Raw genomic sequence first — 26,989 nt, forward strand, 5'->3', positions numbered from 1 at the left:
TGTTCAACTTTTATTGGGAGCGTGTCCGATGAGGCTGAATTTCTTGATAGTCGTCGGCGCCCAGCTATGGTGAATGACCAAGCTCGCGCAATGAGCCGGGACGAAATCCGCACATTTAGCCCCTTCGACCCGGATATCAGCGACAAGCAAAACCAGCCAGGCGGCATTCTGGTTATTGATGACGACCTGGCCATGCAGCACATGGTCCTTGGCTACCTCGAAGAGCATAATATGCGCGCTGTGGGGATTCAGCGGCGGCAAGATTTGGTCAGGCAATTTTCCATCGAGGAGCCTAGTCTGGTCTTACTCGATTTGCGGCTTGGGCAAGAGGACGGACTGGATCTTCTCCGTGAGATCCGGTCGCGTTCCGATGTCCCCGTGATCATCACCACGGGACATCGACGCGACGAGATAGACCGCGTGGTCGGTCTCGAGCTCGGCGCCGACGACTATGTCACGAAGCCGTTCGGGTTGCGGGAGCTTCTGGCGCGCATACGCGCCGTGTTGCGTCGGCGCGAGAGCGGTCGCGCCGCCTCGCAGCGCGATCAGGCGCGGGGGAGCTATCTGTTTGCCGGCTGGCGGCTTGACCGGCGCACGCGGGCGCTGACAGATCCAAACGGGGGCCCGGTGGCGCTGACGAAGGGCGAATATACGCTGCTGAGCGCCTTTCTCGACGCGCCTCAGCGACCGCTCGCCCGCGAACAGCTTCTGCAGGCGACGCGCGTGCACGAGGACGTTTTTGACCGCAGTATCGACGTCCAGGTTTTGCGCCTGCGGCGCAAGCTCGAAACCGACCCGAGCGCTCCCCGGATGATCCAGACCGAGCGCGGCGTTGGCTATGTATTGTCGGTTCCGGTCGAGCGCATCTGACAAGTTCTTGTGACGCTGAATTCGCAGCTCGCGCAAGCTTTGGGTCCGGTATTACAGCCGTAGCTGTATTCGTCCACGTTGCGACATTCCGGTAATGCGACGGCGGCAAGCTCCCCCCATCATCAAGCGATGGGGAGAAGCCAATGCTGCTCGTTAACTGGTCCGCCGATAACGTCATTGTCACGCCCGTCGCCCAATTGCGGCGGCGGCCAGACGAAGCGGGGGAAATTGCTGGTCGCGCGCGCCTCGCCCATGACGGCCGGGACTGGCGCCGGCCGCACAGTCAGCAAATCCAGGATGTTCGTGAGTCCGCTCCATGGTGGATTTCCCTTGCCGAGGCGATGTCATCGATCACTGTCCAAATAGCCGGGGCGCTTCTCGAAGATTTTGCCCTTTACGCAGTCGTCATGCACCCGCAATCCTTTTGTTCCCTGAGCCGGCGCTCCGATGACGCCTCGCCGCAGGAGTCGGGAGCGCCGGACTTCGATGGTCCACTCTCCAGATAGGCTCGTGTCACGCGACGCGCGCGGGCAGATTGCCCGCCTGCAACGCAATCATACGGAAGAGGCGGCGCGCGCTGCGCTGCCAAGCAAGGTTTCCGAGGAGACGTCTTTGTCGCATGATGCGGCCGAGGCGACGGGAACCTGATCAGTTCGTCTTGCGCTTCGCCGCTACCGGCCAAACATTGTACAGGCTCAGGGCGTCATGCCGATGCAAGTCCCATCGCCCGATCGACGTGAGCGAAACCGGCATATGTCATTCTTCTCAAAAATGTCGGGCCTCCCCTTTCGGCCCGCTGAGCCGGCGCGGTCGTCGACGCATTGCTGGGGGGTCTGGATGTGCTTGGCTCTATTGCTCCTGACCACGGCCACGTTCGCGCAAGCGCCAGGCTCCAGAAGCTCTGCCTTGACGTTGCCGACGGATCCCGAACTGATCACGCCTATTCCGCCGGCGCCCGTCGCCGATCCGGAGAAGCTCGCCCTTGGCAAACGACTTTTCGAGGATGCGCGTCTATCTCACGATGCGACGCGTTCTTGCGCGTCCTGCCATGACGTCCAGACCAACGGGGCGGACGCCAATCGTCGCAGCTCCGCGCTTAATGGAACCGAGCTATCGCTCAACACCAATACCGTCTTCAATGCGGCCCTCAGCTTTCGGCTCAATTGGGAGGGCGGCTTTCGCAGCCTGGAAGACCAGGCCGAGGCTTCGCTCGCAAATCCGGCGATCATGGGAACGAGCATTGACGAGGTCATTAGCAGATTGAGCGCCGACGCCGAGATGACGCAACGGTTCAAGGAGGCCTATGGCTCCGATCCGGACCGGCAGGCGGTGCTGAACGCGATCGCCACCTATGAGCGATCTCTCGTCACGCCGGGCGGCCGTTTCGACCTCTGGCTCGGCGGGGAGGCTTCGGCGCTCTCCGCTCAGGAGGCGGCCGGCTATAATCTGTTCAAGAAATTTGGCTGCATTTCCTGCCATCAAGGCGTGAATATCGGCGCCAATTTGTTCGAAAGGCACGGCATCTTTCATCCGCTTGCGTCGCCGAAACCCGAGATTCTGCGCGTGCCGAGCCTGCGCAATGTAGCGACAACGCCGCCCTATTTCCACGACGGCAGCGCCCCGACCCTCAGCGACGCGGTTCGGAAGATGGGCGCCGCTCAACTGAATCGCACGCTTACAGATGAGCAGGTCGCAGCGATCGTCGCCTTTCTCGGAACTTTAACCGGGACCTTCGACGATCACCCCGTCAAGGCGTCGGCGCCATGAAACTTGCGCCGCAGGTGGCGGCGGTGCCGCTTTTGCTTCTTTTGCTGACCTGGCTCGCCTGGCGCGCGACCAACAGCGAAGCGGAACTCTTCGACCGATCCCTCGCGGCGCTCGATCATTTTGCAATGGTCGAAAATGCGCTGCATCGGGATGTTCTCACCACACGAACGGGCATGTTGCGCAACTATGATCCGCTGGTGCGCGACGTCAACGCGCTCCAGGATTCGCTTGATCGGCTGACTCGCGCCGCAGCCTTCGAGAAGGAGCTTGCTGCGCCGGTCGACCGACTTGCGGTGTTGGTTCGCCCACACGAGAAAATGGTCGAACAGTTCAAGAGCGACAACGCTCTTCTGCGAAACTCGCTCGCCTATTTCGGCGTGTTCAGCGTTGCGCTGGGCGCAATGGATCAAGGCAGGCCGCTGGATCCGGGCGTCAGCGCTCTTGCCGCCGCCATGCTGCACTTCACGCTAGATACGTCAACCGAGACCGCGCGCGAGGTCGAAGCACGGCTGGACGCCCTCGCAAAGCAAGCGCCGCCGTCCGACAAAGCTGACTCGATTCAAGCGCTCGTGGCGCACGGACGCATGATTTTCAGGCTTCTCCCGACAACCGATGGAAATGTGAAAGCGCTGTTGGCTGTCCCGACCAAACGGGAAGAGGCGGCCCTTCGCACGGTGATCCTGACGCATCAGAAAGCTTCAAGAGACGCGGCGCGCACATTTCGGCTTCTTCTCTACGCCACCTCGCTGCTTCTGCTTGGCGTTCTCGTCCAGCTTGGGTTGCGGCTCCGCGCGCGGGCGCTCGCATTAATGCGGCGCGCCGCGCTCGAACATATGATCGCTGACATCTCGACGCATTTCATCAACGCGCAGCCGGAGGAGATGGCGGCTCAGATAGAGCAGGCGCTGGGCAGATTGGCGGGACACATGACCGCGAGTCGCGGCTATGTCGCGCTCGCTGGCGCGCCGCAGCAGGCGTTTATATGGAGGGCGAAGGGGGTGTCCTGTTCGCCAGACTGGCCGGATCAGGGTTTGGCGCTGGCGCGCCAGCTTAAGCAAAGAGAGCAAGAGATCATACAAATTCCAAATGTGGAAAATATGGAGCCCGGAGAGGATAAAGATCGCCTCGCCGCGGCCGGCGTGCGCGGTTGGGCCTGCGTCCTGCGAATGCGCGGCGATGACGTCGCGGCGATCCTCGCCTTTGACGCGCCAACGCCTTACATCATCTCTCCACATGATGATTTTGGCTTGATGCGCATGGCGCTGGACGCCATCGCCAACGCCGTCGGACGGAACCATCTCGAACAGGAAAGGGCGCGTCTGCAACAGCGTCTGGCGCGGGCGCGCCGCCTCGAGACGGTCGGCGCGCTGACCAGCGGCATAGCGCATAACTTCAATAATATTATTGGAGCCATTCTCGGCTATGCGGAAATGGCGGAAGCGAAAGTGAAAGCGGACGCCCGGCTCATCCGCGACCTACATGAGATCCGGCGCGCCGCGGAGTTGGCCCGCGACCTCATTGATCAGATCCTTGTCTTTGGACGGCCTCGCGACGCCCGCCGTGTCCCTGTCCGTTTGGGAGACCTGATCGGCGAGGCGGCCTCGCTTCTTCGCGCTTCAATGCCGCCAGGCATAGAATTGATTGTCCACGAGGCGCCCGCTGGCGCGGTGGTGTCTGCAGATCGCGCGCAATTGCAGCAGGTGATCCTCAATCTCTGCAGCAACGCGGCCCAGGCGATGGATGGAAACGGGCGAATCGAAGTCGCGCCGGACGTCCAAGACGTTACGAGGCCGCGCACGCTGAGCCATGGGAGTCTCGCGCCGGGTCGCTATGTCCGCATCGCAGTCAGCGACGCCGGGCGCGGCATAGACGAGGCGGTCCTCAGACATATTTTTGAGCCGTTTTTCACCACTCGCGCGGCGGGAAATGGTTTGGGTCTTGCCACGGCGCGCGATATCGTTCGCGAACATGATGGCGTCATGAATGTCCTGACGAAGCCAGGCGCCGGAACGTCCGTCGAAGCCTGGTTGCCCTGTATGGTCGAGGGCGTCCTGGAGACGAACGAGCCGGGGCTTCCGGTGGGTCAAGGCCAAACATTGCTGGTCCTCGATGAGGATCGCGAGACTTTGCTGAAAAGCGAAGAAATCCTGGCCGCGCTCGGCTATGAACCGGTCGGATTTAGCCGCCTGAGTGAGGCGATGACAGCCTACAGCGTGGGGCCACAGCGGTTTGACGCGATAGTGGTAAACTGCCCCAGGGGCGCAGGGCCGATCCTCAAACTCGCGGCGGCGCTTCATGACATGGCGCCCAATCTGCCGATCGTCCTGGCGACGGCCTCGGCCGAAGAGATTGGGGTCGATGCGCTGCTCCGGGCCGGCATCAGCGAGGTTGTGCGCCTGCCGTTCATTTCATCCGAGATCGCCGCTGCATTGAGACATTGCCTGGCCGCGCCTCAGGCCGCCCCGGCGAGGGCGCCGGCGTCCTGAGGCGTGTTTCGATAGGGATGGGTCGCGGCTGACGAAACCTTGCTCGCGACTCTTCATGTATCGCATGAATTCTCCGCCTGAGACGGGAGCAGACTTGACCGACGCTGACCACAACTGACCAGTCGGCAGTCAAAGCCGTGCGACCGAGGCCGCAAACATGTAGCCCACCCCGCGCTCCGTCCGGATCAGCCGCGGCGCGCTTGCGTCATCCTCCAATTTGCGCCGCAACCGCAGCACCTGCACGTCAATGCTGCGGTCGAATATATCTTCGTGCATGCGGGTCGCCTGCAGCAATTGTTCGCGCGAAAGCACGCGCTGCGGCGCGTCGACAAAAGCAATCAGCAGCGTATATTCGCTATTCGTCAGCGCCACCGGAACGCCGTTTGGGTCCGTTAGACGCCGGGCGCGATGGTCGAGGCGCCAGCCATCAAAGTGATAATGGCGGCGCTCTTGATCCTGTTGAGGCGGCGCGCCGACATCGCGCCGCCGCATAATGGCGCGGATGCGCGCCAGCAACTCCTTGAGGCTGAACGGCTTGTTGAGATAGTCATCGGCGCCGAGCTCCAACCCGACCACCCGATCGATTTCATCGCATCGACGGCCGGTCACGATAATCACCGGGACGTCCGAATGAGAGCGAATCTCACGCAGCAGATCAAGTCCATCCTGCTTGCCGAGCTGCAGATCGAGGATGACCAGGTCGGGCGCGGATGTTTCAAAATGATTGGCCGTTTCTTCCAGATCCGAGGAGGCGACGGCGCTCAGGCCGTTCTCCTCCAGATAGTCGACCATCATCTGTTGCACGGCCGCCTCGTCCTCGACGACAAGGATGCGGGCTGCGCGGCTGCTTTCGTGGTTCATATCTTCGTTCCCGTGCGCTGGATTTCGGACGTCCCTCCTGATCGCGGTCATGCGGGGCTGACGCGCCGGACATGGTCTCCGCTGGGCGTCTGCTATCGCATCGATTGACCGCGTGGGCGTGTAACCGATCACACATGACGGAAAGGCAGTGTATTTAGACGGACTATAAAGAAGGCGGGGCAATAGCTCGGACGCCGAAACTGACTGAGATCTTAATCGTATGGGCTTGCGTGCGAAGTAATCAGCGCGGATGCGCTCATTTCAACTGTAACCATTGCGCATGCCGCCCGTAGCCCAACGGTAACTGGGCGCCAATAGCTTCGGGACTGCCCGCGTTCGTCTGCCTAGATCGACCCCGCGTTATCGAGCGCGAGATTGAATGGCGGATATGCGCCTTCGCTCAATATGGAGTGACGCGACAAATGAAAATTATTATTGCCTCAACACCTGCGACAGGTCACATCAATCCGTTGTTTTCGCTCGGCAGTATACTGGTCAAGGCCGGCCACGAGGTTGTCGGTCTGTCGGCCAACGCTATGCGAGACCCGATCGAAGCGTCGGGCGCTCGCTTCCGCGCTTTTCCGCCGCCCGCCGATCTTGATTTTCGGGATGTGGACGCGGTCTTTCCCGAGCGCAAAAATATACCCATTGGGCCGAAGCAGATGCTGTTCAATCTCGAGCGCGCGTTCATCGAGCCGCTGACCGCCCAATACGAAGGATTGAAGGACGTTCTGTGGGATTTCCCCGCCGATGTCATCATCGGAGACAATCTCTTTTTCGGCGTCCTGCCGATGTTGCTCGGACCTCGTTCCGAGCGTCCGCCCATCATACTGTGCGGCACAATGTTCCTGCATTGTCGGCGCGATGACGGCGCCCCACATTTTGTCGGTTTGCATCCCGCGCGCAGCGAGGCGCAACGGCAAGAATACGCCGCTATGGCCAAGGAGCATGACGAGGCCGTCTACGCCCCTGCGGGGCGGACTCTGGACAAGGTTCTGGCTGAACTCGGGGTTGGGCCGCTGCCCCGGCCTATGGTCGAGGCCGTTGTTACCTTGCCCGATCGCTATCTACAGCTCTCGGTTTCAAGTTTCGAATTTCCGCGTCGCGAGTTGCCGGCGAGCGTTCGCTTTGTCGGAGCGCTGCCGATCATTCCGAACCAGGCGCCGCTGCCGGCGTGGGCGCACGAGCTCGATGGCTCGCGCAAAGTCGTCCTCGTGACTCAGGGCACGGTCTCCAACCATGATTTCGGTCATCTGGTGGCCCCGACGCTTGAGGCTCTCGCGGACGAAAAGGATGTGCTGGTCGTTGTAACCACCGGGGGACGCAGCGTCGACGCGATTCCCGGCCCGATTCCGGGCAATGCGCGGCTGGCGAGCTATCTGCCGTTTGAATGGATCCTGCCGAAGATCGACGCCTTCGTCACCAACGGCGGCTACGGGAGCGTCAATCAGGCCTTAAGCTTTGGCGTGCCGATCGTCGCGGCCGGGCTCGGCGAAGACAAAGCCGATGTCAACGCCCGAATTTCATGGTCGGGAGTGGGCGTCGATCTTCAATCCAACGAGCCAATTCCGGCCGCCATCCGCGAGGCGGTTCGACGCGTGCTGGACGAGCCCGTCTATAAATTGCGCGCTTCGGCCATGGCCAAGGAATACCGCGCGATCGACACGCGATTTGAAATCCTTCGGATCGTCGAGGAGGTCGCGCGTGGTCCGGCGGCCGGATGGACTGACGCGAGCGAGGCCAAGCAGACGCGCCGCGCCGCACGCTCCTAGTCGCTCCGCCACCTCAAAAAGAGGGGTCTGCCTGCGCGCTCGCCGAGGATATCGGCCAGCGCGCAGGTATTTTTTTAGCTGCGTCGTCCTGCGGCCCGCGGGACCCGGCTTCGCTCAGCTTCAGGCCGGGGAGACGATCTGAAGGAGGCGGCGGCTGCGCGGGTGCACGAGGACGATCTCGTTGTTCACGACCGTGAACAGCAGGCGGCTGTCGCCGAGTTCCGCCGGCACGCGATACATGGCGATGCCCTTCGGAACGCGCATGCCAGGCTGCACCTGTCCGGCAAAACTGTGCGACTGGATGCCGTTGCTGCGGACATATTGCTGCAGGCTATAGGACTGGCCCGGCGCGCCGGTCAGGACGTGCCACGTGCCGCTGACGCCGCCGATGACGCCGCCGGCGACGCCGCCGAGAACCGCGCCAACTGGACCGCCGGACCGGGCGCCTTCGGACGCGCCGCTCTGGACGCCGCTGGTAAGTTCGTCGGCAAAGGCTCCGGCCGGCGCGGCCAGCGCCGACAGGATGGCGCTGACGATAAGAAGCTTGCTTTTCATGGTGATCCAAATCCCTTGCGGATTATTGGTGAAGCTGCGGCCGACCCGAGGCTCAGCCACAGAGGACGCTGAGGAACCCTGATCGGTCCCTCGGCGCGTCGCGCCGCTTGAGCGGTTTCCCCACTCATAGAATAGAATGGCGAAAACGCTCCATCTCTTTGCTATAACGCATTATTCAAATCGCAAAGGCTGGCGGCCCTTGCGAAAAATGACTCTATCCAGCGGCGCGATGCGCAGCCTGACAAGCAGCCTTGCTCAAGCACGTTTCAAGGCGATCTTCAAGCTCTGGGCTGCGGCTTCGGGATTGGCGCGGACGTCCGGAGCGCGCCGCGCCGCCGCGCGCAGCGGCTGAAGGCGTTGTTTTATCTCCAACTTGACCGAGGCGGCTGCATTCCTCGTGGAGATATTGTAAGGAGCGCTTGCCGCGTGGCGATGGGTGAGGGGTTGGGGCGTGAGCAGAGATCCTTATGAGGTCCTAGGCGTTCAGCGCGACGCTCCGGCGGGGGAAATCCAGAAAGCCTATCGCAAGCTCGCCAAGGCGCATCACCCCGATTTGAACCCGGGCGACGCCGCGGCCGAGGAGAAATTCAAGGAGGCGGCTTCCGCCTATGATCTTCTGAGCGATGCCGAAAAGCGCAGGCGCTACGACGCCGGCGAGATCGACGCGTCGGGCGCCGAGCGGCCGCCGCAGCATTTCTACCGCTCCTATGCCGGCGTCGATCCCGACGCCAGCCCCTATGCCAATGAATCCGCCTATGCCGATTTTCTTGACGATGAAACGCTGGCGAGCATTCTTCGCGGCGCCCGCCGGCGCGGACCGGCCAAGGGGCGCAACCTGCATTACCGTCTTGGCGTCGATTTTCTGACCGCCGTCAATGGCGGCTCGGCCCGCGTCGGGCTTCCGGGCGCTGCGCCGCTGGACGTCACGATTCCGGCCGGCGCCGAACTCGGACAGACTCTACGGCTGCGCGGCAAGGGCGAAGCCGGATCGAACGGCGGCGAGCCCGGCGACGCCTTGGTCGAACTTGAAGTCGCGCCGCATAAATTCTTCACCCGCGAAGGGGACGACATTCATCTGATCTTGCCGGTGAGCCTGTCCGAGGCCGTGCTCGGCGCCGAGGTCACCGTTCCGACGCCGAGCGGCTCGGTCAGTATGCGGCTGCCGAAGAATGCCAATTCCGGAACGAAACTTCGTCTGAAGGGCAAGGGCGTCGCCCGGCCGAATGGGGGCAGGGGCGATGAATATGTGACTCTCAAGATCATGCTGCCTGACAAAAGCGATCCTGAACTGGCGTCCTTTGTGGAGAACTGGGCGGCCGGCAAGGCGCATGATCCCCGCGCGGATATGAAACCGTGAAGGCTTTGGAGGCGGAAATGGTCGATCGGCGAGAATTCATGATCCGCGCGCGCATCGAGGCGGCGACGCTGGATGTCTTCATCGCCGAGGAATGGGTGATCCCCCGGCGCCAATCCGGCGCGGAAGAGTTTTCCGACGCCGATGTCGCGCGGGCGCATCTGATCCGCGATCTCAAGACCGATATCGGCGTTAATGACGAGGGGATCGGCGTGATTTTGCATCTGATCGACCAGCTTCACGGCGTGCGCCGGACGCTTCAGGACGTGTTAAAGCGCAGCCGGCCGGCGCTGGATCAAGACTGAGTCAGGCGAAAAAGAGGCTTTGTGAGCGATCCATCATCCGACCGGCGGCCGCCGCGCCAAAGGCTGCTTGTCGCCGACGACGCGCCGCCGGGGCGCGCGATGCTTGCCGAGGCGGTCCGACGGCTGCGTCCGGCCGCGGAACTGATCAATGCGCGCAACGCCGACGAAGCGCTCGGCGCTTTGGCGATGCAGCGAATCGACGTCGTTCTGATCGATTTCAGCCGGCCGGGCGCCGATGGCGTCGAACTTGCCGCCCTGATGCGGCGCACCCGCCGCGCGACGCCGATCGCCATCGTCTCCTCGCAAGGCGACGCCTGGATGCGCGCCCAGGACCTCCAGGCCGTCTTTCTTCAGAAGCCGATTTCCGACGAAGCACTCGCCGCTTTTCTGGCGCGCGCCGAGCTGCAGCTTGGCCATTGATCCAGGCTCGGAACCATCTAAAGGTAAAAAAAGTTTGAACGCGGCCGGTTTTTGGCCACAACTAGCGTCGAAACAACAAGCTGAAAAAACCTGAGCCGCAGTTGCCGGGGCGCCCTCGCCGCCTGCTGCGATCCAAACGGGAAGAAGCCTTTGCCTCTCGCCGCGCGGCCGCATGTGATTATCATCGGGGCTGGCCCAGCCGGGCTGATGGCCGCCGAAACGGTCGCCTCAAAGGGCGTTCGCGTTTCAATCTATGATCGCATGGCGGCGCCCGGCCGCAAATTTCTTCTGGCCGGGCGCGGCGGCCTCAATCTCACCCATAGTGAGGATTTCGAAATTCTTCTCTCACGCTATGGCGCGGCGAGCGATCGGCTGCGTGAGGCGCTTGAAGTCTTTTCGCCCAAGGCGCTGCGCGCGTGGTGCGAGGGAATGGGGCAGGCGACCTTTATCGGCACGAGCGGGCGCGTCTTCCCGGCGACCTTCAAGGCCTCGCCTTTGCTGCGCGCCTGGCTGAAACGGCTTGGTTCGCTCGGCGTCACCATGCATCTGCGTCAGGAGTGGCGCGGCTGGGACGCCAAGGGAGCGCTTCTTTTTGCCGGTCCCGACGGCGAAACGGCGGTCGAGGCCGACGCGACCATTCTTGCGCTCGGCGGAGCGAGCTGGCCGCGGCTCGGCTCCGACGGCGGCTGGGTCGGCGCGCTGCAGCGCGCAGCCATCGCCACAGCTCCGTTGCGGCCAGCCAATTGCGGCTTCCAGGCGAACTGGTCCGACCACTTCAAGGATCTGTTCGCGGGCGAGCCCTTGAAGGGGATCGCCGCGTCGTTTGGGGGTGAGCGCGTGCGCGGCGAGGGGACGATCACCCGCGCAGGACTCGAGGGCGGCGCCCTTTACGCCCTTGCCGCGCCGCTGCGGGACGCCATTGCCGCTTCCGGCGAGGCGGCCCTGCGCATCGCGCTGCGGCCGGATGTGGCCGAGGCCGATCTCGAGAGCCGCATCGCCAGCCGGGATCCGAAACAGTCCTTTTCGACCTTCGCGCGGAAATCGCTGCGGCTGTCCCCGGCCGCCATCGGGCTCATGCAGGAGAGCGCCCGGGCGGCGTTTGCGCCGCTCGGCGAGATGAGCCCCGCGCGGCTCGCCGGATTCGTCAATGCGGTTCCGATCCGGCTGACCGGCGTCGCGCCGCTCGCGCGGGCGATCTCAACGGCGGGCGGGGTCGTCTTCGATGAGGTCGATCGCAATTTCATGCTGCGCCGCCGGCCGGGCGCGTTCGTGGCGGGGGAGATGCTCGATTGGGAGGCGCCGACCGGCGGCTATCTGATGCAGGCTTGCTTTGCGACAGGCGCTGCGGCCGGGCGCGGCGCGCTCGAATGGGCGGCTCGCGAACACGCCGGGCAGAGTTTTGGCAGGCAAAACCTCGCTCTCGCGCCGCCAGCGTGATCTAGCCGTCCCAACCATTGGCGCGGCTCTCGATCCGGAACGGATGCGCCGGATACACCCCCAAAATCTTCAGCTCCTTGCAGAAAAACGCCAGCTCCTCGAGCGCGCGGGCGAGCGCCGGCTCCTCGGGGTGGCCGTCGACGTCGGCCAGAAATTGCGTCGCGGTAAAATGCCCTCCGACCATATAGCTTTCCAGCTTGGTCATATTGACGCCATTGGTGGCGAAGCCGCCGAGCGCCTTGTAAAGCGCGGCCGGCACGTTGCGGACCCGGAAGACAAAACTCGTGACGGTCGGCGCGGCGGTGGAAGGCGCAGCCCAGGCGGGCGTCCGCGACAGGATCACGAAGCGCGTCGTATTATTCGGCTCGTCGCCGATGTCCCGCGCCAGAACCTCGAGGCCATAGATTTCGCCGGCGAGCGAGGTGGCGATCGAGGTCTTTGAGGGATCGGCCCATTCGGCGACCTGGCGCGCCGAGCCTGCCGTATCGGCGGCGACATGCGGAAAAAGGCGCAATTCGCGAATGATCTTGCGGCATTGGCCCAGCGCGTGAACGTGGCTGTAGACCGATTTGACGTCGCCAAGCTTGGCTCCCTTGAGGCCGAGCAGCTGAAAGTCGATCGGCATGAAATGCTCGCCGATGACATGAAGGTTGGCGCGCGGCAGCAGATGGTGAATATCGGCGACGCGGCCGGCGATCGAATTCTCGATCGGAATCATGCCGAGTTCGGCCTCGCCCTCGGCGATGGCGCTGAGCGCATCTTCGAAGGTGTCGTAGGCAATCGGCGTCGCGCCCGGATAGACGGTGCGGCAGGCGATCTCGGAATTGGCGCCGGGCTCGCCCTGATAGGCGATTTTCTGGACGGTCATGACGGAGGAAATCTCAAAATCTCAGGAAGGCGATCTAATGGCACGCCAACTGCCTGCGAGGGAAGCGTCGGGCGCGAGGCGGCTGCGGGGGGAAATTTTTGCAGCGCTGGGCCCGGTGAAAAAAGAAGGATTTGCGCGCAGGCTGGAATCATTATTGTGATGGCGGCCTTAATCCGGATAGGCTATGCAGCGCCCAAGCTCAGCTAGATCCGCTCGGTTACGGCGAGCAGGGTTTTGACGAGACAGACCGCATCATCGGCAACTGCCCCTTAATCGGGAGGACGCATTTGTTTTCCTTCGAAACCAACAAGATCGCCGGCGCCATTCTGGGATCGCTTCTGCTGGCCATGGGCCTCGGCGTCATCGGACAAATGATCTTCTCGCATCCGGCCCTGAAGACGCCCGGCTTCAATCTGCCGGCGCTGGCCGAAGGCGGCGAGAGCGGAGGCGCGCCGGCCGCCGAGGCGGTCGCGTCCTTACCCGAACGCCTCGCCAAGGCGGACGTCAAAAGGGGCGAGTCGCTGACCAAGGCCTGCCAGGCGTGCCACAGCTTTGAGAAGGGCGGGGCCGCGAAGGTCGGGCCGCCGCTGTTCGGCGTGGTCGGCCGTCCCAAGGATTCGATCGCCGGCTTTGGCTATTCGGACGCCATGAAGGCCAAGGGCGGCGCCTGGACCTTCGACGATCTCGATCATTTCATCGCCAGCCCCAAGGGTTTCATCAGCGGCACCAAAATGGGCTTCGCAGGAGAGCCCGATCCGCAAAAACGGGCCGATATCATCGCTTATCTCCGCACTTTGTCGGATAGTCCGGTTCCGCTGCCAGCCCCTGGCAAGTGAAGCCGCTTGGCGCGCGCCATCACAAAACCTAGATAGGGTGGTGACTGGGCGCGCGGCATGGCTTCGCGGGGAGGGCGAGCGCGCGGCCGCGCCGGAGATCCCGCGAGACCCGGCGTCACGCGATTAACCTCCATCCGACGAGGACGAATCTTGCGCGATCCATTGGCCATCTCCCGCCGTTCCTTCGTGCAATATTCCGCCTGCGGCCTGATCGCGCCCCGGTTTCTCACGCCGCCGGCCTTTGCTGCCGAAGCCTTTGCCGCCGGAGAGCGCGAGGTTCACGGCCTCTCCGTGTTCGGCGATCTGGCGCTGCCTGCCGATTTTCCGCATTTCGCCTATGTCAATCCAGAGGCTCCGAAGGGCGGCGAGATCTCGCTGCAGGTGAGCTCAACCTCTGGCAATCAGAATTTCACGACCTTCAATACGCTGAACGCTTATATCCTGAAGGGCGACGGCGCCGCCGGCATGGGGCTCATCTTCGATTCGTTGATGACGGGCAATGCAGACGAGCCGGATTCGCTTTACGGCCTCGTCGCTCGCGCGGTGCGGGTCTCGGCCGATCGCAGCGTCTATCGCTTCCTGTTGCGCAAGGAGGCCCGTTTTCACGATGGGTCGCCGCTGACCGCCGCGGACGTCGCCTTTTCCCTCAACATCTTAAAGGCCAAGGGTCATCCCTCTATTCGTCAGGCGCTGCGGGACCTCGACGCCGCCGAGGACGAGGCCGACGACATCGTGATGGTGCGGCTAAAGTCCCAACGCAGCCGCGAAGCGCCTTTGATCGTCGCGGGCCAGCCGATTTTCAGCGCGGCTTATTACAAGACCCGTGATTTTGACCAGACGACGCTGGAGCCGCCGCTCGGCTCCGGCGGCTATAAGGTCGGCCGGTTCGATCAGGGCCATTTCATCAGTTTCGAACGCGTCGCGGATTATTGGGGCAAGGATTTGCCGGTCAATATCGGCCAGTCCAATTTCGACCGGGTTCGTTTCGAATATTTCGGCGATCGCAAGGTCGCGTTCGAGGCCTTCAAGGCGGGCGTATTCAGCTTCCGCGAGGAATTCACCTCGGCGGTCTGGGCCACGGGGTATGATTTCGCCGCGGTCAAGGACGGCAGGGTGCAGCGCGCGACGCTTCCCGACGAATCGCCGATGGGAACGCAGGGCTGGTTCCTCAACATGCGCCGCGACAAATTCAGGGATCCGCGGATCAGGGAGGCGATCGGCCTCGCCTTTGACTTCGAATGGACCAACCGCAACATCATGTATGGGGTCTATTCGCGCACGGTTTCCTTTTTCCAGAATTCGCCGATGGCGGCGCAGGGCAAGCCCTCCCCCGAGGAGCTGGCCTTGCTCGAACCCTGTCGCGGCGAACTGTCGCCAGACGTGTTCGGCGAGGTCTATACCCCGCCCGTCTCGGACGGCTCGGGCCAGGACCGCGCCCTCCTGCGCCGCGCCAATGATCTCTTCGTTTCGGCCGGATGCAAACGGCAGGGGTCCGCCCTGATCCTGCCGGACGGCAAGCCGTTCGAGATTGAATTTCTCGACTTCGACGGCGCCCTCGAGCCGCATACGGCGCCGTTCATCAAGAACCTCAAGCTGCTCGGAATCGAGGCGCGCTATCGCGTCGTCGACGCGGCGCAATACAAGCGCCGGACCGACGATTTCGATTATGACATCGTCACCTCGCGCTTCGGGCTCGGCCTGACGCCGGGGGAGGGCATGCGCGCGACCTTCGGTTCCGAAGCCGCCGACATGGCCGGCTCGCGCAATGTGTCGGGCATCAAGAACAAGGCAGTCGACGCGCTGATCGAAAAAGCGCTTGTCGCCGAGACGCGCGAGGAGCTGACTTTCATCTGCCGCTCGATCGACCGCATCCTGCGCGCCATGCACCCCTGGGTTCCGATGTGGAACAAGCCCAATCATCTCGTCGCCTATTGGGATCTGTTCAGCCGGCCCGAGCGCAGCGGGCGCTACGAGATCGGCGTGCTCAATAGCTGGTGGTATGATGAAGAGAAGGCCAAACGCATTAATTTCGCCGGCCGCTGACAGGGCTTAATGTTCGCTTATATCGCTCGACGCATTCTGTTGATGATTCCGACGATCTTCGGAATTCTGGCGATTTCGTTCGTCATCGTGCAATTCGCGCCAGGCGGCCCGGTCGAGCGCATTCTGGCGCAATTGCAGGGGCTTGACAGCGGCGCCACCGCCCATTTCGGCGGCGGGGGCGGCGAGATCGGCGCCGGCAATGCGGGCGATTTTTCATCCAAATATCGCGGCGCGCAGGGGCTCGACCCGAAGTTCATCGCCGAACTCGAAAAGCAGTTCGGCTTCGACAAGCCGGCCTATGAGCGTTTCTTCATGATGCTGAAGAATTACGCTCTGTTCGATTTCGGCCGCTCCTATTTCCGCGATGAGCCGGTGCTGCAACTGATCAAGGAAAAGCTGCCGGTCTCGATCTCGCTCGGCCTGTGGATGACGTTGCTCTCTTATGCGATCTCCATTCCGCTCGGCGTCAGGAAGGCGGTCTGCGACGGCTCTCGCTTCGACGTCTGGACCTCGGCGGTGGTGATCGTCGGCTACGCCATTCCGAGCTTTCTGTTCGCCATTCTGCTGATCGTCCTCTTTTGCGGCGGCTCCTTCTGGCAGCTCTTCCCGCTACGGGGCCTCACCTCGGAAAACTTCGACCAGCTCTCGCTGTTCGGCAAGGTGAAGGATTATCTCTGGCATATTGCTCTGCCGGTGACGTCGCTGACGCTCGGGGCCTTTGCGACCTCGACCTTTCTCACCAAAAACTCCTTCCTCGACGAGATCCGCAAGCAATATGTGCTCACCGCCCGCATGAAGGGTCTTTCCGAACGGCGCGTGCTTTATGGCCATGTCTTCCGCAACGCCATGATGATCGTCGTCGCCGGCTTTCCGGGCGCTTTTCTCGCCGCGTTTCTCGGCGGCTCGCTGCTGATCGAGACGATTTTCTCGCTGGACGGGCTCGGGCTCCTGTCCTTCGAATCCATCGTCAACCGCGATTATCCGGTGGTGTTCGCCAATCTCTACATCATGTCGCTGCTCGGGCTCGTGGTTAATCTCCTGTCGGATCTCACCTATACCTGGATCGATCCGCGGATTGATTTCTCGACGCGGGAGGTGTGATTGGACGCTCCCGCGATCGAGGCCTTGACGACAAGGGCGCCCCCTTTGCAGCGGGCGCGCCTCAGCCCCATCAACCAGCGCCGGCTGGCGTTGTTCAAGGCGCATCGGCGCGGCTATTGGTCGTTCTGGATATTCATGGTCCTGTTCGTCCTTTCGCTGTTCGCCGAATTTATCGCCAACGACCGGCCGGTCCTTGTCGTCTACAAGGGCGAGCTGTTGTTTCCGGTCTTCAAAGACTATCCGGAAGAGAAATTCGGCGGCTTTCTCGCCCGGACCGACTATCGCGACGCGGTGATCGCCGACGAGATCAAGGCGCATGGCTTCATGGTCTGGCCGCCCGTCCATTTTTCCTACCGCACCATCAACCGGCAATTGCCGACGCCGGCCCCCTCGCCGCCGACGTGGATGCTGAGCAAGGCGCAATGCGCCGCCGCCGCCGAACGCTTCGATAAGCAGGACCCCGGAGGCGGCTGCGGCGTCATCGAATGGAACTGGCTCGGCACCGACGATCAGGGACGCGACGTGCTGGCGCGGCTGATCTATGGTTTCCGCCTGTCGCTGTTGTTCGGCCTCACCCTTGCGATCGTCTCGTCGGTCGTCGGCGTCGCCGCGGGAGCCCTGCAGGGCTATTATGGCGGCTGGACCGATCTTTTATTTCAGCGCTTCATCGAGGTCTGGTCGTCGCTGCCGCATCTCTATCTCTTGATCATCATCTCCTCGATCATTACGCCGAGCTTTTTCGTGCTGCTTGGCATATTGCTTTTGTTTTCCTGGGTCTCGCTGGTCCATGTTGTGCGGGCGGAATGTCTGCGCACGCGCAATTTCGAATATGTCAACGCCGCGCGCGCGCTCGGCCTCAGCAATCCGGCGATCATCTGGCGGCATGTGCTGCCGAACGCCATGGTCGCGACGCTGACCTTTTTGCCCTTCGTCCTCAACGGCTCGATCACCACGCTGACGGCGCTGGATTTTCTCGGCTTCGGCCTGCCGCCCGGCTCGCCCTCGCTGGGCGAATTGCTGTTGCAGGGCAAATCCAATCTTCAGGCCCCCTGGCTCGGATTGACCGGTTTCATCGTCATCGCTTTGATGCTGTCGCTGCTGGTCTTCATCGGCGAGGCGGTGCGCGACGCTTTTGATCCGCGCAAGACGCTGCAATAACGTTAAAGAGATTTCCGTTCGTTTGGCTTTATGCGAAAGTTTGCGGCGAAGGAGACTAAAAGGATGCCGTTGCGCTCGCAATTATTCCGCGCCGACGCGAGGCTTCAGGGTTGTCTTGTTGAGGACCGCTGGCATGTGACGCCCGGCTGCGCCGGAGACTATGTGCAAAGGATTCAGGTCGCGCTCATGCAGCTCGCAGACTCCCGGATCGACGCCGGCGAACTCACCGTCAAACGGTATGGCGCCTCTACGGCCGCCGCCGTGCTGAGCTTCAAGCAGGATCGCGACATCGTGAATCGCGCCTATCAGAGTCAGGCCGACGATATCGTAGGCAAGATGACGATCGCCGCGCTCGACGATGAAATGCTAAAGCTTGAGCAAAGACGAAAAGTCGCGTTGAGCTCCTATACCTGTGTTTTCGGCTCCGAGCCCGGATTTGAGGTCTGAGAAAATCTCGCACCCGGAAGGATCGCCTTATGCCGACGCCGTGGCCCGATTACGTCAAGACGACCAAGCGTTTAACCATCTTCCCCACCTCCAGCGTGACCAGCGGGCCTTGGGGCAAGGTCTTTTCGAAGGCGATTGCCGAATTCAATACGCTTTCCGCCAATAATTCTCTCGGCGTCACCTTCGCGCTCGGCTCCAGCGCGCCTGATCCAAGCGGCGTCGGGGGAGCCGACGTGCAATTTTCGACCATTAACGGCGCCGTCCAGTTCACTTGTCTCGATCACCAGTTCTCCTACACGCTCGCAGGTACCGCGCTGCAGGGTCACACCAGCGTCGTGAAGTCGGGCTTCGACGCGTCCTCGATGAAGGTCGCAAAGGCGTTCATCTGCGTTCCGGCCACGCCGACGAACAGTCTTCGACGGATCATGGGAGATCCGGCCAAGCTTGTGCTCGCGGCGCACGAGCTCATTCATGCCTGCGGGCTGGATGACACCGATCACACAAGCTTTGCCGCCGCCGATCTTTTCTTCTATCCGCTACAGGATAATCCCGGCTCGACGCCGAGCGGCGACACCCTGACGCCGTTCGGAAAGTCGACCCCGGCCATGCCGCCGCTCGTGCTCTCGTCAGATACGATCAAGCTCATACAGACAAATTGGAAATGATCCCGGCTGCCGCCCCCCTGCTCGACATTCGCGATCTCTCCGTCTCCTTCCGCGCCGGCGCGGCGCGGACGCGCGCGGTCGACGGCGTCTCTTTTGCGCTTGAGAGCGGCCGCACGCTGGCGCTTGTCGGCGAATCGGGCTCGGGCAAATCGGTCACTGCGCTCTCGATCCTGCGGCTGCTGGCGCCCGGCGCCGAAACGCAGGGAAACGCCCTGTTCGACGGCGAGGACCTGCTGGCCGCGTCCGAGGAGCGGCTTCGCGCCATCAGGGGCGCGCGGATCACCATGGTGTTCCAGGAGCCGATGACATCACTTAATCCGCTGCACAGCATCGAAAAGCAGATCGGTGAAATTCTGGAGCTGCACGGCGCCCGCGGCGCCGAAAAAATCCGCGCCCGGGTCGTCGAGCTTCTCGGCGAGGTGGGCATCCCCGATCCCGCCGATCGGCTGGCCGCCTATCCGCATCAGCTGTCGGGCGGCCAGCGCCAGCGCGTCATGATCGCCATGGCGCTCGCCAACCGCCCGGATCTCTTCATCGCCGACGAGCCGACGACCGCGCTCGACGTGACCGTGCAGGCGCAGATCCTCGACCTCTTGAAACGGCTGCAGGCGCGCCATGGCATGGCGATGCTGTTCATCACCCATGACCTGAATATCGTGCGCAAAATCGCCGACGACGTCGCCGTCATGCAGAAGGGGCGCATCGTCGAAACGGGGCCGGTCGCGACGATTTTTTCCGCGCCGCGCCATCCCTATACCTGCGCGCTGCTCGCCGCCGAGCCCAAAGGCGCGCCGCCGCCGTTTAACGCTGCGGCTCAGCCCATCGTCAGCGCCGACAACATTAAAGTCTGGTTTCCGATCAAGCGCGGCTTTTTTCGCCGCACCATCGGCTACGTTAAGGCGGTCGACGGGGTCAGCGTCACCGTGCGGGAAGGCGAGACGGTCGGCGTCGTTGGGGAATCGGGCTCGGGCAAGACCACGCTTGGCCTCGCCTTGCTGCGGCTGATCCGCTCGGAGGGCGCTATCGTCTTCCTCGGCCAGCGCATTGACGGGTTGCGCTTCAAGGAGCTGCGGCCGATCCGGCGCGACATGCAGATCGTGTTTCAGGATCCCTATGGCTCGTTGTCGCCGCGCCTGCCGGTCGCCGATATCGTCGCGGAAGGGCTCGGCGTACAGGACAAGAGCCTCAGCTACAGCCAAAAACGAGAGATTGTCGCCCGGGCGCTCGCCGACACCGGCCTCGATCCGGCGGCGATGGACCGCTATCCGCATGAATTTTCAGGCGGCCAGCGTCAGAGAATCGCCATCGCCCGCGCCATGGTGCTTGAGCCGAAATTCATCGTTCTCGACGAGCCGACCTCTGCGCTCGACATGTCGGTTCAGGCGCAGATCGTCGATCTTTTGCGCGATCTGCAGCGCCGCCGCGGCCTCGCCTTTTTGTTCATCAGCCATGATCTGCGCGTCGTGCGCGCGCTGGCGAGCGAAATCATCGTCATGCGCGGCGGCAAGCTGATCGAATCGGGTCCCGCCGCCGAACTGCTGGCGCATCCAAAGAGCGACTATACCCGCGCTCTGTTCGCCGCCGCTTTCGACATGCGGGCGGAAGAGGGGTCCGTGATTCCCGTTTAGTCGCCGCGCATGTCTGCCGCAGATGGTCGCGCCAGCGCCGCGGATTAAACAAAGGCCAGCCTAAACTTCGCCATTGTGCGCTCCAAGACTGACCCAAGTCAAAAGAACGCTTTCCGCCAGAACATGCAACGATTCTGACGATGACGCGTTGGCAAGGCGAAGATCGGTCCAGTTAAGGAGATGTATCCGCCCATGGTTAACCTCGACCTTCTTTACAAACCTGTGGCCAACAGCTCTGAGAGGTCAATTGGCAGGCTGGTCGTTGTCTCCAACCGTGTGCCTGTTCCGAACGCCTCCGGCGCCCCCGCGGCAGGTGGTCTCGCCGTCGCCTTGCAGGCGGCTTTGCGCAGCAGGGGCGGAGTGTGGTTCGGCTGGTCGGGAAAGAGCGCTCAGGACGCCGCCGATAGGCAGCCGCAGACGCGCAGCCTCGGCCCCATCACTTTCGCGGTCTCGGATCTTACCCGCCGCGATATAGAGGAATATTATCACGGTTTCGCAAATCGCGCCCTCTGGCCGATCTGCCATTACCGCCTCGACCTTGCCAATATATCCGAGCGCGACGCCGCCGGTTATTTTCGCGTCAACGAGTTTTTCGCGCGCCGCCTCGTCAAGCTGCTGCGGCCGGATGACATCATCTGGATTCATGACTACCACATGATTCCGCTCGCCGGTTTTTTGCGCGAGCTTGGGGCCGCGAACCGCATCGGCTATTTCCATCATATTCCCTGGCCCTCGCCTGACACAGCCTCGGCGCTCCCCTGCTACGACCGCATTCTCGAATCCTTCAGCGCTTATGACGTCGTCGGCTTCCAGACCGTTCCGGATGCGGATAATTTCCGCGATTGCCTCATCCAGTCGGCTGCCGGACGCGTTGGGGCTGACGGCGTTTGCGAAGCTCATGGCCGAAAATTCCTCGTCGACGCCTTTCCGATCAGCATCGATCCGGACAGTTTCGCGCTTGAAGCGCGTCTTGCTGAACGCAACGCCGTCGTGAAACGGATGCGGGTCAGCCTAGAAGGGCGCGCCATGGTGATTGGCGTCGACCGGCTGGACTATTCGAAGGGAATCAAGCACCGGCTCGAAGCTTTCGCTGCGTTCCTGGAGAACAATCCGGACGCCGTGAAGGCGCGGGTGACCATGCTGCAGATCACGCCGAAATCGCGTTCGGAGGTGCCGGAATATGCCCGCATCCAGAGGGAGGTCGCCGAGGAGGTTGGCCATCTCAATGGCAAGCTGGGCGATATCGACTGGACGCCGCTGCGCTACATTAACAAGCCCATGAGCCAGGCGGCGCTCGCGGGTCTGTACCGGCTGGCCCGCGTCGGATTGGTGACGCCGCTGCGCGACGGCATGAATCTCGTCGCCAAGGAATATGTGGCGGCGCAGGATCCGAATGATCCCGGCGTTCTCGTGCTGTCGCAATATGCTGGCGCCGCGCAAGAGCTCAAAAGCGCGCTGATCGTCAACCCCTATGATATTGAGGCGACGGCGGCGGCTATCGCGCGCGCGGTTGCGATGCCGCTCGAGGAGCGCATCGACCGCTGGCGCGACATGATGTCTGCGCTGCGCGGCAATAGCATCGATCATTGGACGAATAAATGCCTGCAGGCGATCAGCGGCGAGGTTGAAGCGGAAGGCGAAAGTTCGCTTCATCCGGCAGGCTCGATCATACGTTCCGGCGCGATCCCGGCCGCGGAGCCGTGGCTTTGCGCCCAGCCTTCACCGTCGGCGGTCCGTCACTAGAGAAATCTGGCCCGCCGGGTTGCGCCCGAAATTTATTTTAAGACAATGAAAAGGAGCCTGTTTCGAGTTCATGCTATCGAAACAGGCTCTATCTGCGCAGCCACGGCGCGGAGCGATATCATCTTGATTTGATTTGAAAAATCATTTCGCTTCAGGCTCAAACTATGCGCCGTGGGCGCAATCTTGAAGCGCTCGCGGGCAAGGATCGCCCAGGAGTTGAGCGTCATGCTGAGAACCAGCAGATTTTTTCGGATCGACATGATCTTTTAAATATCCATGATCATTTAATCTCGTCGTCCCATTTTGATCGCGCGGTTGCGCGCGCTCGACCGCCGCCGCTTCCCAGTCTCGAACGAGTATTCTCATGATCGATCGCAGCGATGTGCATTGGTATCGCGACGCCATCATTTACCAGCTTCACGTCAAATCCTTCTTCGATTGCAACAATGACGGCATCGGCGATTTCAAGGGAGTGACGCAGAAACTCGACTATGTGAAGGATCTTGGCGCGACCGCGATCTGGCTGATGCCATTCTACCCCTCGCCGCTGCGCGACGACGGTTACGACATTTCCAATTATCGCGACATCAACCCAGCCTATGGGTCGCTGCGCGACTTCAAGACGTTCGTTCGCGAAGCGCATGACCGCGGCCTTCGGGTCATCATCGAACTCGTCGTCAACCACACCTCCGATCAGCATCCCTGGTTCCAACGCGCCCGCGCTGCGAAGCCCGGCTCGGCCGCGCGAAATTTCTATGTCTGGGCCGACGATGACAAAGCCTACAAGGCCGTGCCGATCATCTTTCTCGATATCGAGAAATCGAACTGGACCTATGACGAGGCCGCCAAAGCCTTTTACTGGCATCGCTTCTATGCGCATCAGCCGGACCTCAATTACGATAATCCGCGCGTGCTCGAGGCGGTGCTCGACGTCATGCGTTTCTGGCTCGACATGGGCGTCGACGGGCTGCGGCTCGACGCCATTCCCTATCTGGTCGAGCGCGAAGGAACGCTTTGCGAAAACCTGCCTGAGACGCATGCGATCATCAAAAAGATCAGGGCTGCGGTCGACGCCGATTATCCCGACCGCATGCTTCTGGCCGAGGCCAATGTCTGGCCGGAGGAGGCGGCCGGCTATTTCGGCGACGGCGACGAATGCCACATGGCGTTTCATTTTCCGCTGATGCCGCGCATCTACATGGCGCTGGCCCAGGAGGACCGCCATCCGATCACCGACATTATGCGCCAGACGCCGGAGCTGCCGGAGGGATCGCAATGGGCGATCTTCCTGCGCAACCATGATGAGATGACGCTCGCCATGGTAACCGACAAGGAGCGCGATTATCTGTGGTCCTTCTATGCCGCCGACCAGCGCGCGCGAATCAATCTCGGCATTCGGCGCCGCCTTGCGCCGCTGCTCGAGAACGACCGGCGCAAGATCGAATTGTTGAATTCGCTGTTGTTCTCGATGCCTGGCGCGCCCGTTGTCTATTACGGCGACGAGATCGGCATGGGCGACAATATCTACCTTGGCGATCGCGACGGCGTCAGAACGCCGATGCAATGGTCGGTCGACCGCAGCGGCGGCTTCAGCCGCGCCGATCCGGCAAGGCTGTTCCTGCCGGCGATTCAGGACCCGATCTACGGGTTCAGCGCGGTCAATGTCGAAGCGCAGCTCGCCAGCCCGTCGAGTCTTTTGACATGGACGCGGCGAATGATCGCCGTGCGTCGCTCGACGCTTGCGTTCGGACGCGGCGCGCTCCGCTTTCTCTATCCCGCCAATCGCAAGGTGCTCGCCTATTTGCGCGAGCTCCCGTCCGAAACAATTCTCTGCGTCGTCAATGTTTCGCGCGCGCCGCAGGCGGTCGAACTCGATCTCAGCGAATTTCGCGGATCGGCCCCGGTCGAGATGACCGCCGGGAGTCAGTTCCCGGCGATCGGCGCCGCGCCCTATGTGCTCACCCTGCCGTCCTACGGCTTCTTCTGGTTCAGGCTCGAACCTCTGCCGCAGGAGCGCCCGCTGCGCGACTCCATGCCGGAGCTGTTCACGCTTGTTGCGGTGGGCAAGCTCGAGACCATTTTTTCAGGCCGCGAGTTGATCGCCTTCGAGCAAAATGTCGCGCCGCAATATCTTGCGACGCGGCGCTGGTTCGAGGCGCCAACATCGACGCCGCCGCGCGTCGCCGTCAAGGATTTCGCGCTCCTCAGCGAGGCGGGCGACACGCGGCGCTTTGTGCTGGCTCTGCTCGAAGTCGAGGCGTTGGATGCGTCGTCCGGCGTCTATTTCGCGCCCTTCGTCGCCGAGCGCGAGAGTGAATTCACGCCGCCGCCGAGCGCTGCGGTCGCCAAATTGCGGCGCGGAGCGGAGATGGGCCTGCTCTATGACGCCGACGCCTGCGCGCCTTTCGGGGCTGCGATGCTCGACGCCTTCCGGAGCGGCGCGGCGATCGGCGCCGCCAAAGGCGGCAAGGTCATCTTCTTGCCGGCGGAGCCGGACAGTTCCGACCTCGCGATCGAGGCTCTGGAGTGCGAGCTGCTTGCCGCCTTGCCAAGCCATTCGACGCTCGTGCTCGACAAGCAGATCACCCTGAAAATCTTCCGCCGGCTCCAGAGCGGAGATCGGCCGGACATCGAGGTCAGGCGCTTTCTGACCGAGGTCGCCCGCTTTCCCAACATGCCGGCCTTGCTCGGGGCGGTTAACTACAGCGACGCCGCCGGCGCGCGCTTGACGCTCGCGACATTCGAGACGTTCGTGCGCTGTCAGGGCGACGCCTGGACCTGGACGCTCGAAGCGTTGAAGCGCATCCTTGAAACGCTCGCTATGGCGCCGGCCGCGACCGATCAGGGCGAGCCTCCAGCGCCGCTCAGCTTTTCCACCTATACGCCTCACATGCAGCGACTTGGGCTGCGCACCGCGCAAATGCACCAGGCGCTGGCTACGCCGACCGACGATCCGGCGATCGCGTCCGAGCCGCTTGCCGAAGCCGACGTGCGCCATAGCGTCCTTCTGCTGCGCGAGGCGGCCGCCCGCGGCTTCGAGCGCCTTGAGGAATCCGCCGAGGCGGAGGCGGCGAACGCCGAGATCGACCGGCTACTCGACCGGCGCGAGGAATGCGAAAGCCTGTTCGCGCTGCTCGATGCGAAGCCGCAGGGGGCGATCAAGATCCGCATCCACGGCGATTATGACTTGCGCCGCGCGCTCGTTGTGAAGGATGACGTCATCATCGTCGGGTTTCGCGGCGCCGATCGGATGGCCAAGAATCCGCGCGAGAAAAATTCGCCGCTGCGCGATGTCGCGACCATGCTGCGCTCCTTTGCGCAAGTGGCCGCTGCGGCCGAGCGGGCGATCGCGACCCTTGTGCCCGATCCCGTCATGGCGGCGACCCGGCTCAGCGAGCAGGTTGTGGAATTTTCTGAAATCTTCGTCGAGGCCTATTTCAACGCCACGCGCGGCGGAGCCGTGGCGATCGCCGATCAGGGCACGAGGCGGCGTCTTCTTATTCTCTATATGCTCGCTGCCGCTTTCGAGGAAATCAGCGGCGAGGATCCGTCAGCCGAGACGATCGACGTCGCGGCGAAGGGACTGAACGCGATCCTCGATCGCGCCGCGCGGCTGCTTTGATCGCGTGGCGGATAATCAACGCGTCAGCTCAGTGCTTATCGCGTCGTTCCGGCTCCGACTTGGTCGCCGCGTCGTCGGTTTTGCGGTCCGGCGGCAATCCCGCCGCATCTTAGTTGCGTGGGAAGGCCGACACATCGTTGACGGCGGCGGCCTTGATGACTATAAGCACGGCTCCCGGTCGGATGCGGTCCGCTTCACGCGGCGCGGCCCACGGCCTTGTCCAGGACAGATTTCGATATGGCGAATACCCCGTCGGCCAAAAAGGCCGTCCGTAAGATTGAGCGTCGCACCGCTGTCAACAAGTCGCGGCGCAGCCAGATGCGGACTTACGTCCGTAAAGTTGAGGAGGCGATCGCCTCCGGCGATCGGGAGGCCGCAACGCAGGCCTTGCGCGCAGCCGAGCCCTTGGTGATGCGTGCAGCGCAAAAAGGCATTGTGCATAAAAATACTGCCTCCAGAAAAGTCTCCCGGCTGAGCGCTCGAGTAAGCTCGCTGGGAAGCTAAGTATCCTGCTGTAAAACTTACTAATTCTATTTATGAAAAGCCCGGCGATTGCCGGGCTTTTCTTGTCTGGGGGTCACGTTGGCTTGAACGCGCTTGCGAGATGGCGGGATTATGGGGAAAAAACGTACTGCACATCTATTTTCCATGCTTTCCAACGGCTTGTAACCAAAGGGCGCCCTTTTCGCCGAAACGCCGCGTCGCGGCCGATTTTTCCCCGACTTTCAAGACAGTTTTTTGACTTTTTTTCGAAGGCGGCGACATCTTTGCCGCTCTCATCTGGGACGCGCAGAATCAGGCGTTTAGTCGAACTGTTTCGACGCAGCTAACGAGCCCGGCGGCAAAGCGGCCGGTCGGGGTCGAAATTTTCGGGGGCGACGCCTTGCGGCGGCCTTCGCCTATGTTAAAGTCTTTAGGTTGTCGGGATGGCGAAGCAAAAAGGCTTTCCAGGCGGTCCCTTCTGCAATCTCCGGTTTAGTTTAACGTATGTGCGTGTTTAGGCGCCGGATAGTCTTGCGGAAATTTGGATGAATGCTTTATAGTGGTATTT

The 26,989-nt window shown here is 62.3% G+C and carries 24 protein-coding genes; 20 read left to right on the forward strand and 4 right to left on the reverse strand.

Annotated elements, in window-relative coordinates; all coding sequences use genetic code 11:
- The first annotated feature begins 90 nt into the window (after positions 1–90).
- The 4 genes from MSIL_RS19805 to MSIL_RS19815 all read left to right on the forward strand — a co-directional run bounded on the left by MSIL_RS19805 (position 91) and on the right by MSIL_RS19815 (position 5,123).
- Positions 91–870, forward strand: a complete 780-nt coding sequence (locus tag MSIL_RS19805) for a response regulator (RefSeq protein ID WP_012592849.1) — start codon at positions 91–93, stop codon at positions 868–870.
- Between the two features lie 510 nt (positions 871–1,380).
- Entirely contained in the window at positions 1,381–1,518 is a 138-nt protein-coding gene (locus MSIL_RS21795) for a hypothetical protein (protein ID WP_187148681.1), read from the forward strand.
- A gap of 258 nt (positions 1,519–1,776) precedes the next feature.
- Entirely contained in the window at positions 1,777–2,637 is an 861-nt protein-coding gene (locus tag MSIL_RS19810; protein WP_041368210.1) for a cytochrome-c peroxidase, read from the forward strand.
- Positions 2,634–5,123, forward strand: a complete 2,490-nt coding sequence (locus tag MSIL_RS19815) for a two-component system VirA-like sensor kinase (protein ID WP_012592853.1) — start codon at positions 2,634–2,636, stop codon at positions 5,121–5,123. The genes MSIL_RS19810 and MSIL_RS19815 overlap by 4 nt, the downstream gene beginning before the upstream one ends.
- Before the next feature lie 129 nt (positions 5,124–5,252).
- Here MSIL_RS19815 and MSIL_RS19820 read toward each other — a convergent pair whose 3' ends face one another.
- Complete coding sequence (locus MSIL_RS19820; protein WP_012592854.1) at positions 5,253–5,984, reverse strand: response regulator; 732 nt, start codon at positions 5,982–5,984, stop codon at positions 5,253–5,255.
- Positions 5,985–6,406: 422 nt separating this feature from the next.
- On the opposite strand from MSIL_RS19820, the gene MSIL_RS19825 reads away from it, so the two are divergent.
- Entirely contained in the window at positions 6,407–7,756 is a 1,350-nt protein-coding gene (locus tag MSIL_RS19825; protein WP_012592855.1) for a glycosyltransferase, read from the forward strand.
- 120 nt (positions 7,757–7,876) lie between these two features.
- On the opposite strand, the gene MSIL_RS19830 is transcribed toward MSIL_RS19825, so the two are convergent.
- Positions 7,877–8,311, reverse strand: coding sequence for a DUF1236 domain-containing protein (locus MSIL_RS19830; RefSeq protein ID WP_012592856.1), 435 nt, complete (start codon positions 8,309–8,311; stop codon positions 7,877–7,879).
- 451 nt (positions 8,312–8,762) lie between these two features.
- Here MSIL_RS19830 and MSIL_RS19840 point away from each other — a divergent pair, with 451 nt between their 5' ends.
- From MSIL_RS19840 to MSIL_RS19855, 4 genes are all read left to right on the forward strand, one after another.
- Positions 8,763–9,668 (forward strand): DnaJ C-terminal domain-containing protein, encoded by a 906-nt coding sequence (locus tag MSIL_RS19840; protein WP_012592857.1) that lies wholly within the window; start codon positions 8,763–8,765, stop codon positions 9,666–9,668.
- A 17-nt stretch (positions 9,669–9,685) separates the two neighbouring features.
- Positions 9,686–9,970 carry a chaperone modulator CbpM gene (locus tag MSIL_RS19845; RefSeq protein ID WP_012592858.1) on the forward strand — a complete coding sequence of 95 codons (285 nt, stop codon included), beginning with the start codon at positions 9,686–9,688 and terminating at the stop codon, positions 9,968–9,970.
- 21 nt (positions 9,971–9,991) lie between these two features.
- Positions 9,992–10,390, forward strand: a complete 399-nt coding sequence (locus tag MSIL_RS19850; protein ID WP_012592859.1) for a response regulator transcription factor — start codon at positions 9,992–9,994, stop codon at positions 10,388–10,390.
- A gap of 150 nt (positions 10,391–10,540) precedes the next feature.
- Positions 10,541–11,827, forward strand: a complete 1,287-nt coding sequence (locus tag MSIL_RS19855; RefSeq protein ID WP_012592860.1) for a BaiN/RdsA family NAD(P)/FAD-dependent oxidoreductase — start codon at positions 10,541–10,543, stop codon at positions 11,825–11,827.
- Between the two features lies 1 nt (position 11,828).
- Here the strand turns inward: MSIL_RS19855 and MSIL_RS19860 are convergent, their stop codons facing one another.
- The gene (locus MSIL_RS19860; protein ID WP_012592861.1) at positions 11,829–12,695 is read right to left on the reverse strand and encodes a prephenate dehydratase; all 867 of its coding nucleotides are present in this window, start codon (positions 12,693–12,695) and stop codon (positions 11,829–11,831) included.
- Between MSIL_RS19860 and MSIL_RS21800 the strand changes: the two genes are divergently transcribed.
- The 9 genes from MSIL_RS21800 (at position 12,694) to MSIL_RS19900 (ending at position 22,316) form a co-directional block, all read left to right on the forward strand.
- A complete protein-coding gene (locus MSIL_RS21800; RefSeq protein ID WP_187148682.1) occupies positions 12,694–12,855 on the forward strand; it encodes a hypothetical protein in 162 nt (53 codons plus the stop codon). The genes MSIL_RS19860 and MSIL_RS21800 overlap by 2 nt on opposite strands.
- Before the next feature lie 127 nt (positions 12,856–12,982).
- Entirely contained in the window at positions 12,983–13,531 is a 549-nt protein-coding gene (locus tag MSIL_RS19865; RefSeq protein ID WP_012592862.1) for a c-type cytochrome, read from the forward strand.
- 150 nt (positions 13,532–13,681) lie between these two features.
- Complete coding sequence (locus tag MSIL_RS19870; protein ID WP_012592863.1) at positions 13,682–15,574, forward strand: extracellular solute-binding protein; 1,893 nt, start codon at positions 13,682–13,684, stop codon at positions 15,572–15,574.
- 9 nt (positions 15,575–15,583) lie between these two features.
- Entirely contained in the window at positions 15,584–16,675 is a 1,092-nt protein-coding gene (locus tag MSIL_RS19875) for a microcin C ABC transporter permease YejB (RefSeq protein WP_012592864.1), read from the forward strand.
- Positions 16,676–17,833 (forward strand): ABC transporter permease, encoded by a 1,158-nt coding sequence (locus MSIL_RS19880; RefSeq protein WP_012592865.1) that lies wholly within the window; start codon positions 16,676–16,678, stop codon positions 17,831–17,833. It begins immediately after the preceding gene.
- A gap of 63 nt (positions 17,834–17,896) precedes the next feature.
- Positions 17,897–18,280: a peptidoglycan-binding domain-containing protein gene (locus tag MSIL_RS19885; RefSeq protein ID WP_012592866.1), complete on the forward strand. Its 384-nt coding sequence runs from the start codon at positions 17,897–17,899 to the stop codon at positions 18,278–18,280.
- 29 nt (positions 18,281–18,309) lie between these two features.
- Complete coding sequence (locus tag MSIL_RS19890; protein WP_012592867.1) at positions 18,310–18,945, forward strand: hypothetical protein; 636 nt, start codon at positions 18,310–18,312, stop codon at positions 18,943–18,945.
- Complete coding sequence (locus MSIL_RS19895; RefSeq protein ID WP_012592868.1) at positions 18,942–20,573, forward strand: ABC transporter ATP-binding protein; 1,632 nt, start codon at positions 18,942–18,944, stop codon at positions 20,571–20,573. The genes MSIL_RS19890 and MSIL_RS19895 overlap by 4 nt, the downstream gene beginning before the upstream one ends.
- 192 nt (positions 20,574–20,765) lie before the next feature.
- Complete coding sequence (locus MSIL_RS19900; RefSeq protein WP_012592869.1) at positions 20,766–22,316, forward strand: alpha,alpha-trehalose-phosphate synthase (UDP-forming); 1,551 nt, start codon at positions 20,766–20,768, stop codon at positions 22,314–22,316.
- Positions 22,317–22,384: 68 nt separating this feature from the next.
- On the opposite strand, the gene MSIL_RS21805 is transcribed toward MSIL_RS19900, so the two are convergent.
- The gene (locus MSIL_RS21805) at positions 22,385–22,543 is read right to left on the reverse strand and encodes a hypothetical protein (RefSeq protein ID WP_187148683.1); all 159 of its coding nucleotides are present in this window, start codon (positions 22,541–22,543) and stop codon (positions 22,385–22,387) included.
- A 137-nt stretch (positions 22,544–22,680) separates the two neighbouring features.
- On the opposite strand from MSIL_RS21805, the gene treS reads away from it, so the two are divergent.
- Positions 22,681–25,938 carry a maltose alpha-D-glucosyltransferase gene (gene treS / locus MSIL_RS19910; protein WP_012592870.1) on the forward strand — a complete coding sequence of 1,086 codons (3,258 nt, stop codon included), beginning with the start codon at positions 22,681–22,683 and terminating at the stop codon, positions 25,936–25,938.
- 237 nt (positions 25,939–26,175) lie between these two features.
- A complete protein-coding gene (gene rpsT, locus MSIL_RS19915; protein WP_012592871.1) occupies positions 26,176–26,442 on the forward strand; it encodes a 30S ribosomal protein S20 in 267 nt (88 codons plus the stop codon).
- The last annotated feature ends 547 nt before the right edge of the window (positions 26,443–26,989 follow it).

Source organism: Methylocella silvestris BL2, assembly GCF_000021745.1.
GTDB classification, from domain to species: Bacteria; Pseudomonadota; Alphaproteobacteria; order Rhizobiales; family Beijerinckiaceae; genus Methylocapsa; species Methylocapsa silvestris.

What these genes read in the sequence shown, in the direction of transcription:
- MSIL_RS19900 (WP_012592869.1), top strand. Translation starts at nt 20,766, where the DNA reads ATGGTTAACCTCGACCTTCTTTACAAACCTGTGGCCAACAGCTCTGAG.
- treS (WP_012592870.1), top strand. Translation starts at nt 22,681, where the DNA reads ATGATCGATCGCAGCGATGTGCATTGGTATCGCGACGCCATCATTTAC.
- MSIL_RS19895 (WP_012592868.1), top strand. Translation starts at nt 18,942, where the DNA reads ATGATCCCGGCTGCCGCCCCCCTGCTCGACATTCGCGATCTCTCCGTC.
- MSIL_RS19805 (WP_012592849.1), top strand. Translation starts at nt 91, where the DNA reads ATGAGCCGGGACGAAATCCGCACATTTAGCCCCTTCGACCCGGATATC.
- MSIL_RS19815 (WP_012592853.1), top strand. Translation starts at nt 2,634, where the DNA reads ATGAAACTTGCGCCGCAGGTGGCGGCGGTGCCGCTTTTGCTTCTTTTG.
- MSIL_RS21800 (WP_187148682.1), top strand. Translation starts at nt 12,694, where the DNA reads ATGACGGAGGAAATCTCAAAATCTCAGGAAGGCGATCTAATGGCACGC.
- MSIL_RS19890 (WP_012592867.1), top strand. Translation starts at nt 18,310, where the DNA reads ATGCCGACGCCGTGGCCCGATTACGTCAAGACGACCAAGCGTTTAACC.
- MSIL_RS19860 (WP_012592861.1), bottom strand. Translation starts at nt 12,695, where the DNA reads ATGACCGTCCAGAAAATCGCCTATCAGGGCGAGCCCGGCGCCAATTCC.
- rpsT (WP_012592871.1), top strand. Translation starts at nt 26,176, where the DNA reads ATGGCGAATACCCCGTCGGCCAAAAAGGCCGTCCGTAAGATTGAGCGT.
- MSIL_RS19875 (WP_012592864.1), top strand. Translation starts at nt 15,584, where the DNA reads ATGTTCGCTTATATCGCTCGACGCATTCTGTTGATGATTCCGACGATC.
- MSIL_RS19830 (WP_012592856.1), bottom strand. Translation starts at nt 8,311, where the DNA reads ATGAAAAGCAAGCTTCTTATCGTCAGCGCCATCCTGTCGGCGCTGGCC.
- MSIL_RS19845 (WP_012592858.1), top strand. Translation starts at nt 9,686, where the DNA reads ATGGTCGATCGGCGAGAATTCATGATCCGCGCGCGCATCGAGGCGGCG.
- MSIL_RS19820 (WP_012592854.1), bottom strand. Translation starts at nt 5,984, where the DNA reads ATGAACCACGAAAGCAGCCGCGCAGCCCGCATCCTTGTCGTCGAGGAC.
- MSIL_RS19885 (WP_012592866.1), top strand. Translation starts at nt 17,897, where the DNA reads ATGCCGTTGCGCTCGCAATTATTCCGCGCCGACGCGAGGCTTCAGGGT.
- MSIL_RS21805 (WP_187148683.1), bottom strand. Translation starts at nt 22,543, where the DNA reads ATGACGCTCAACTCCTGGGCGATCCTTGCCCGCGAGCGCTTCAAGATT.
- MSIL_RS19825 (WP_012592855.1), top strand. Translation starts at nt 6,407, where the DNA reads ATGAAAATTATTATTGCCTCAACACCTGCGACAGGTCACATCAATCCG.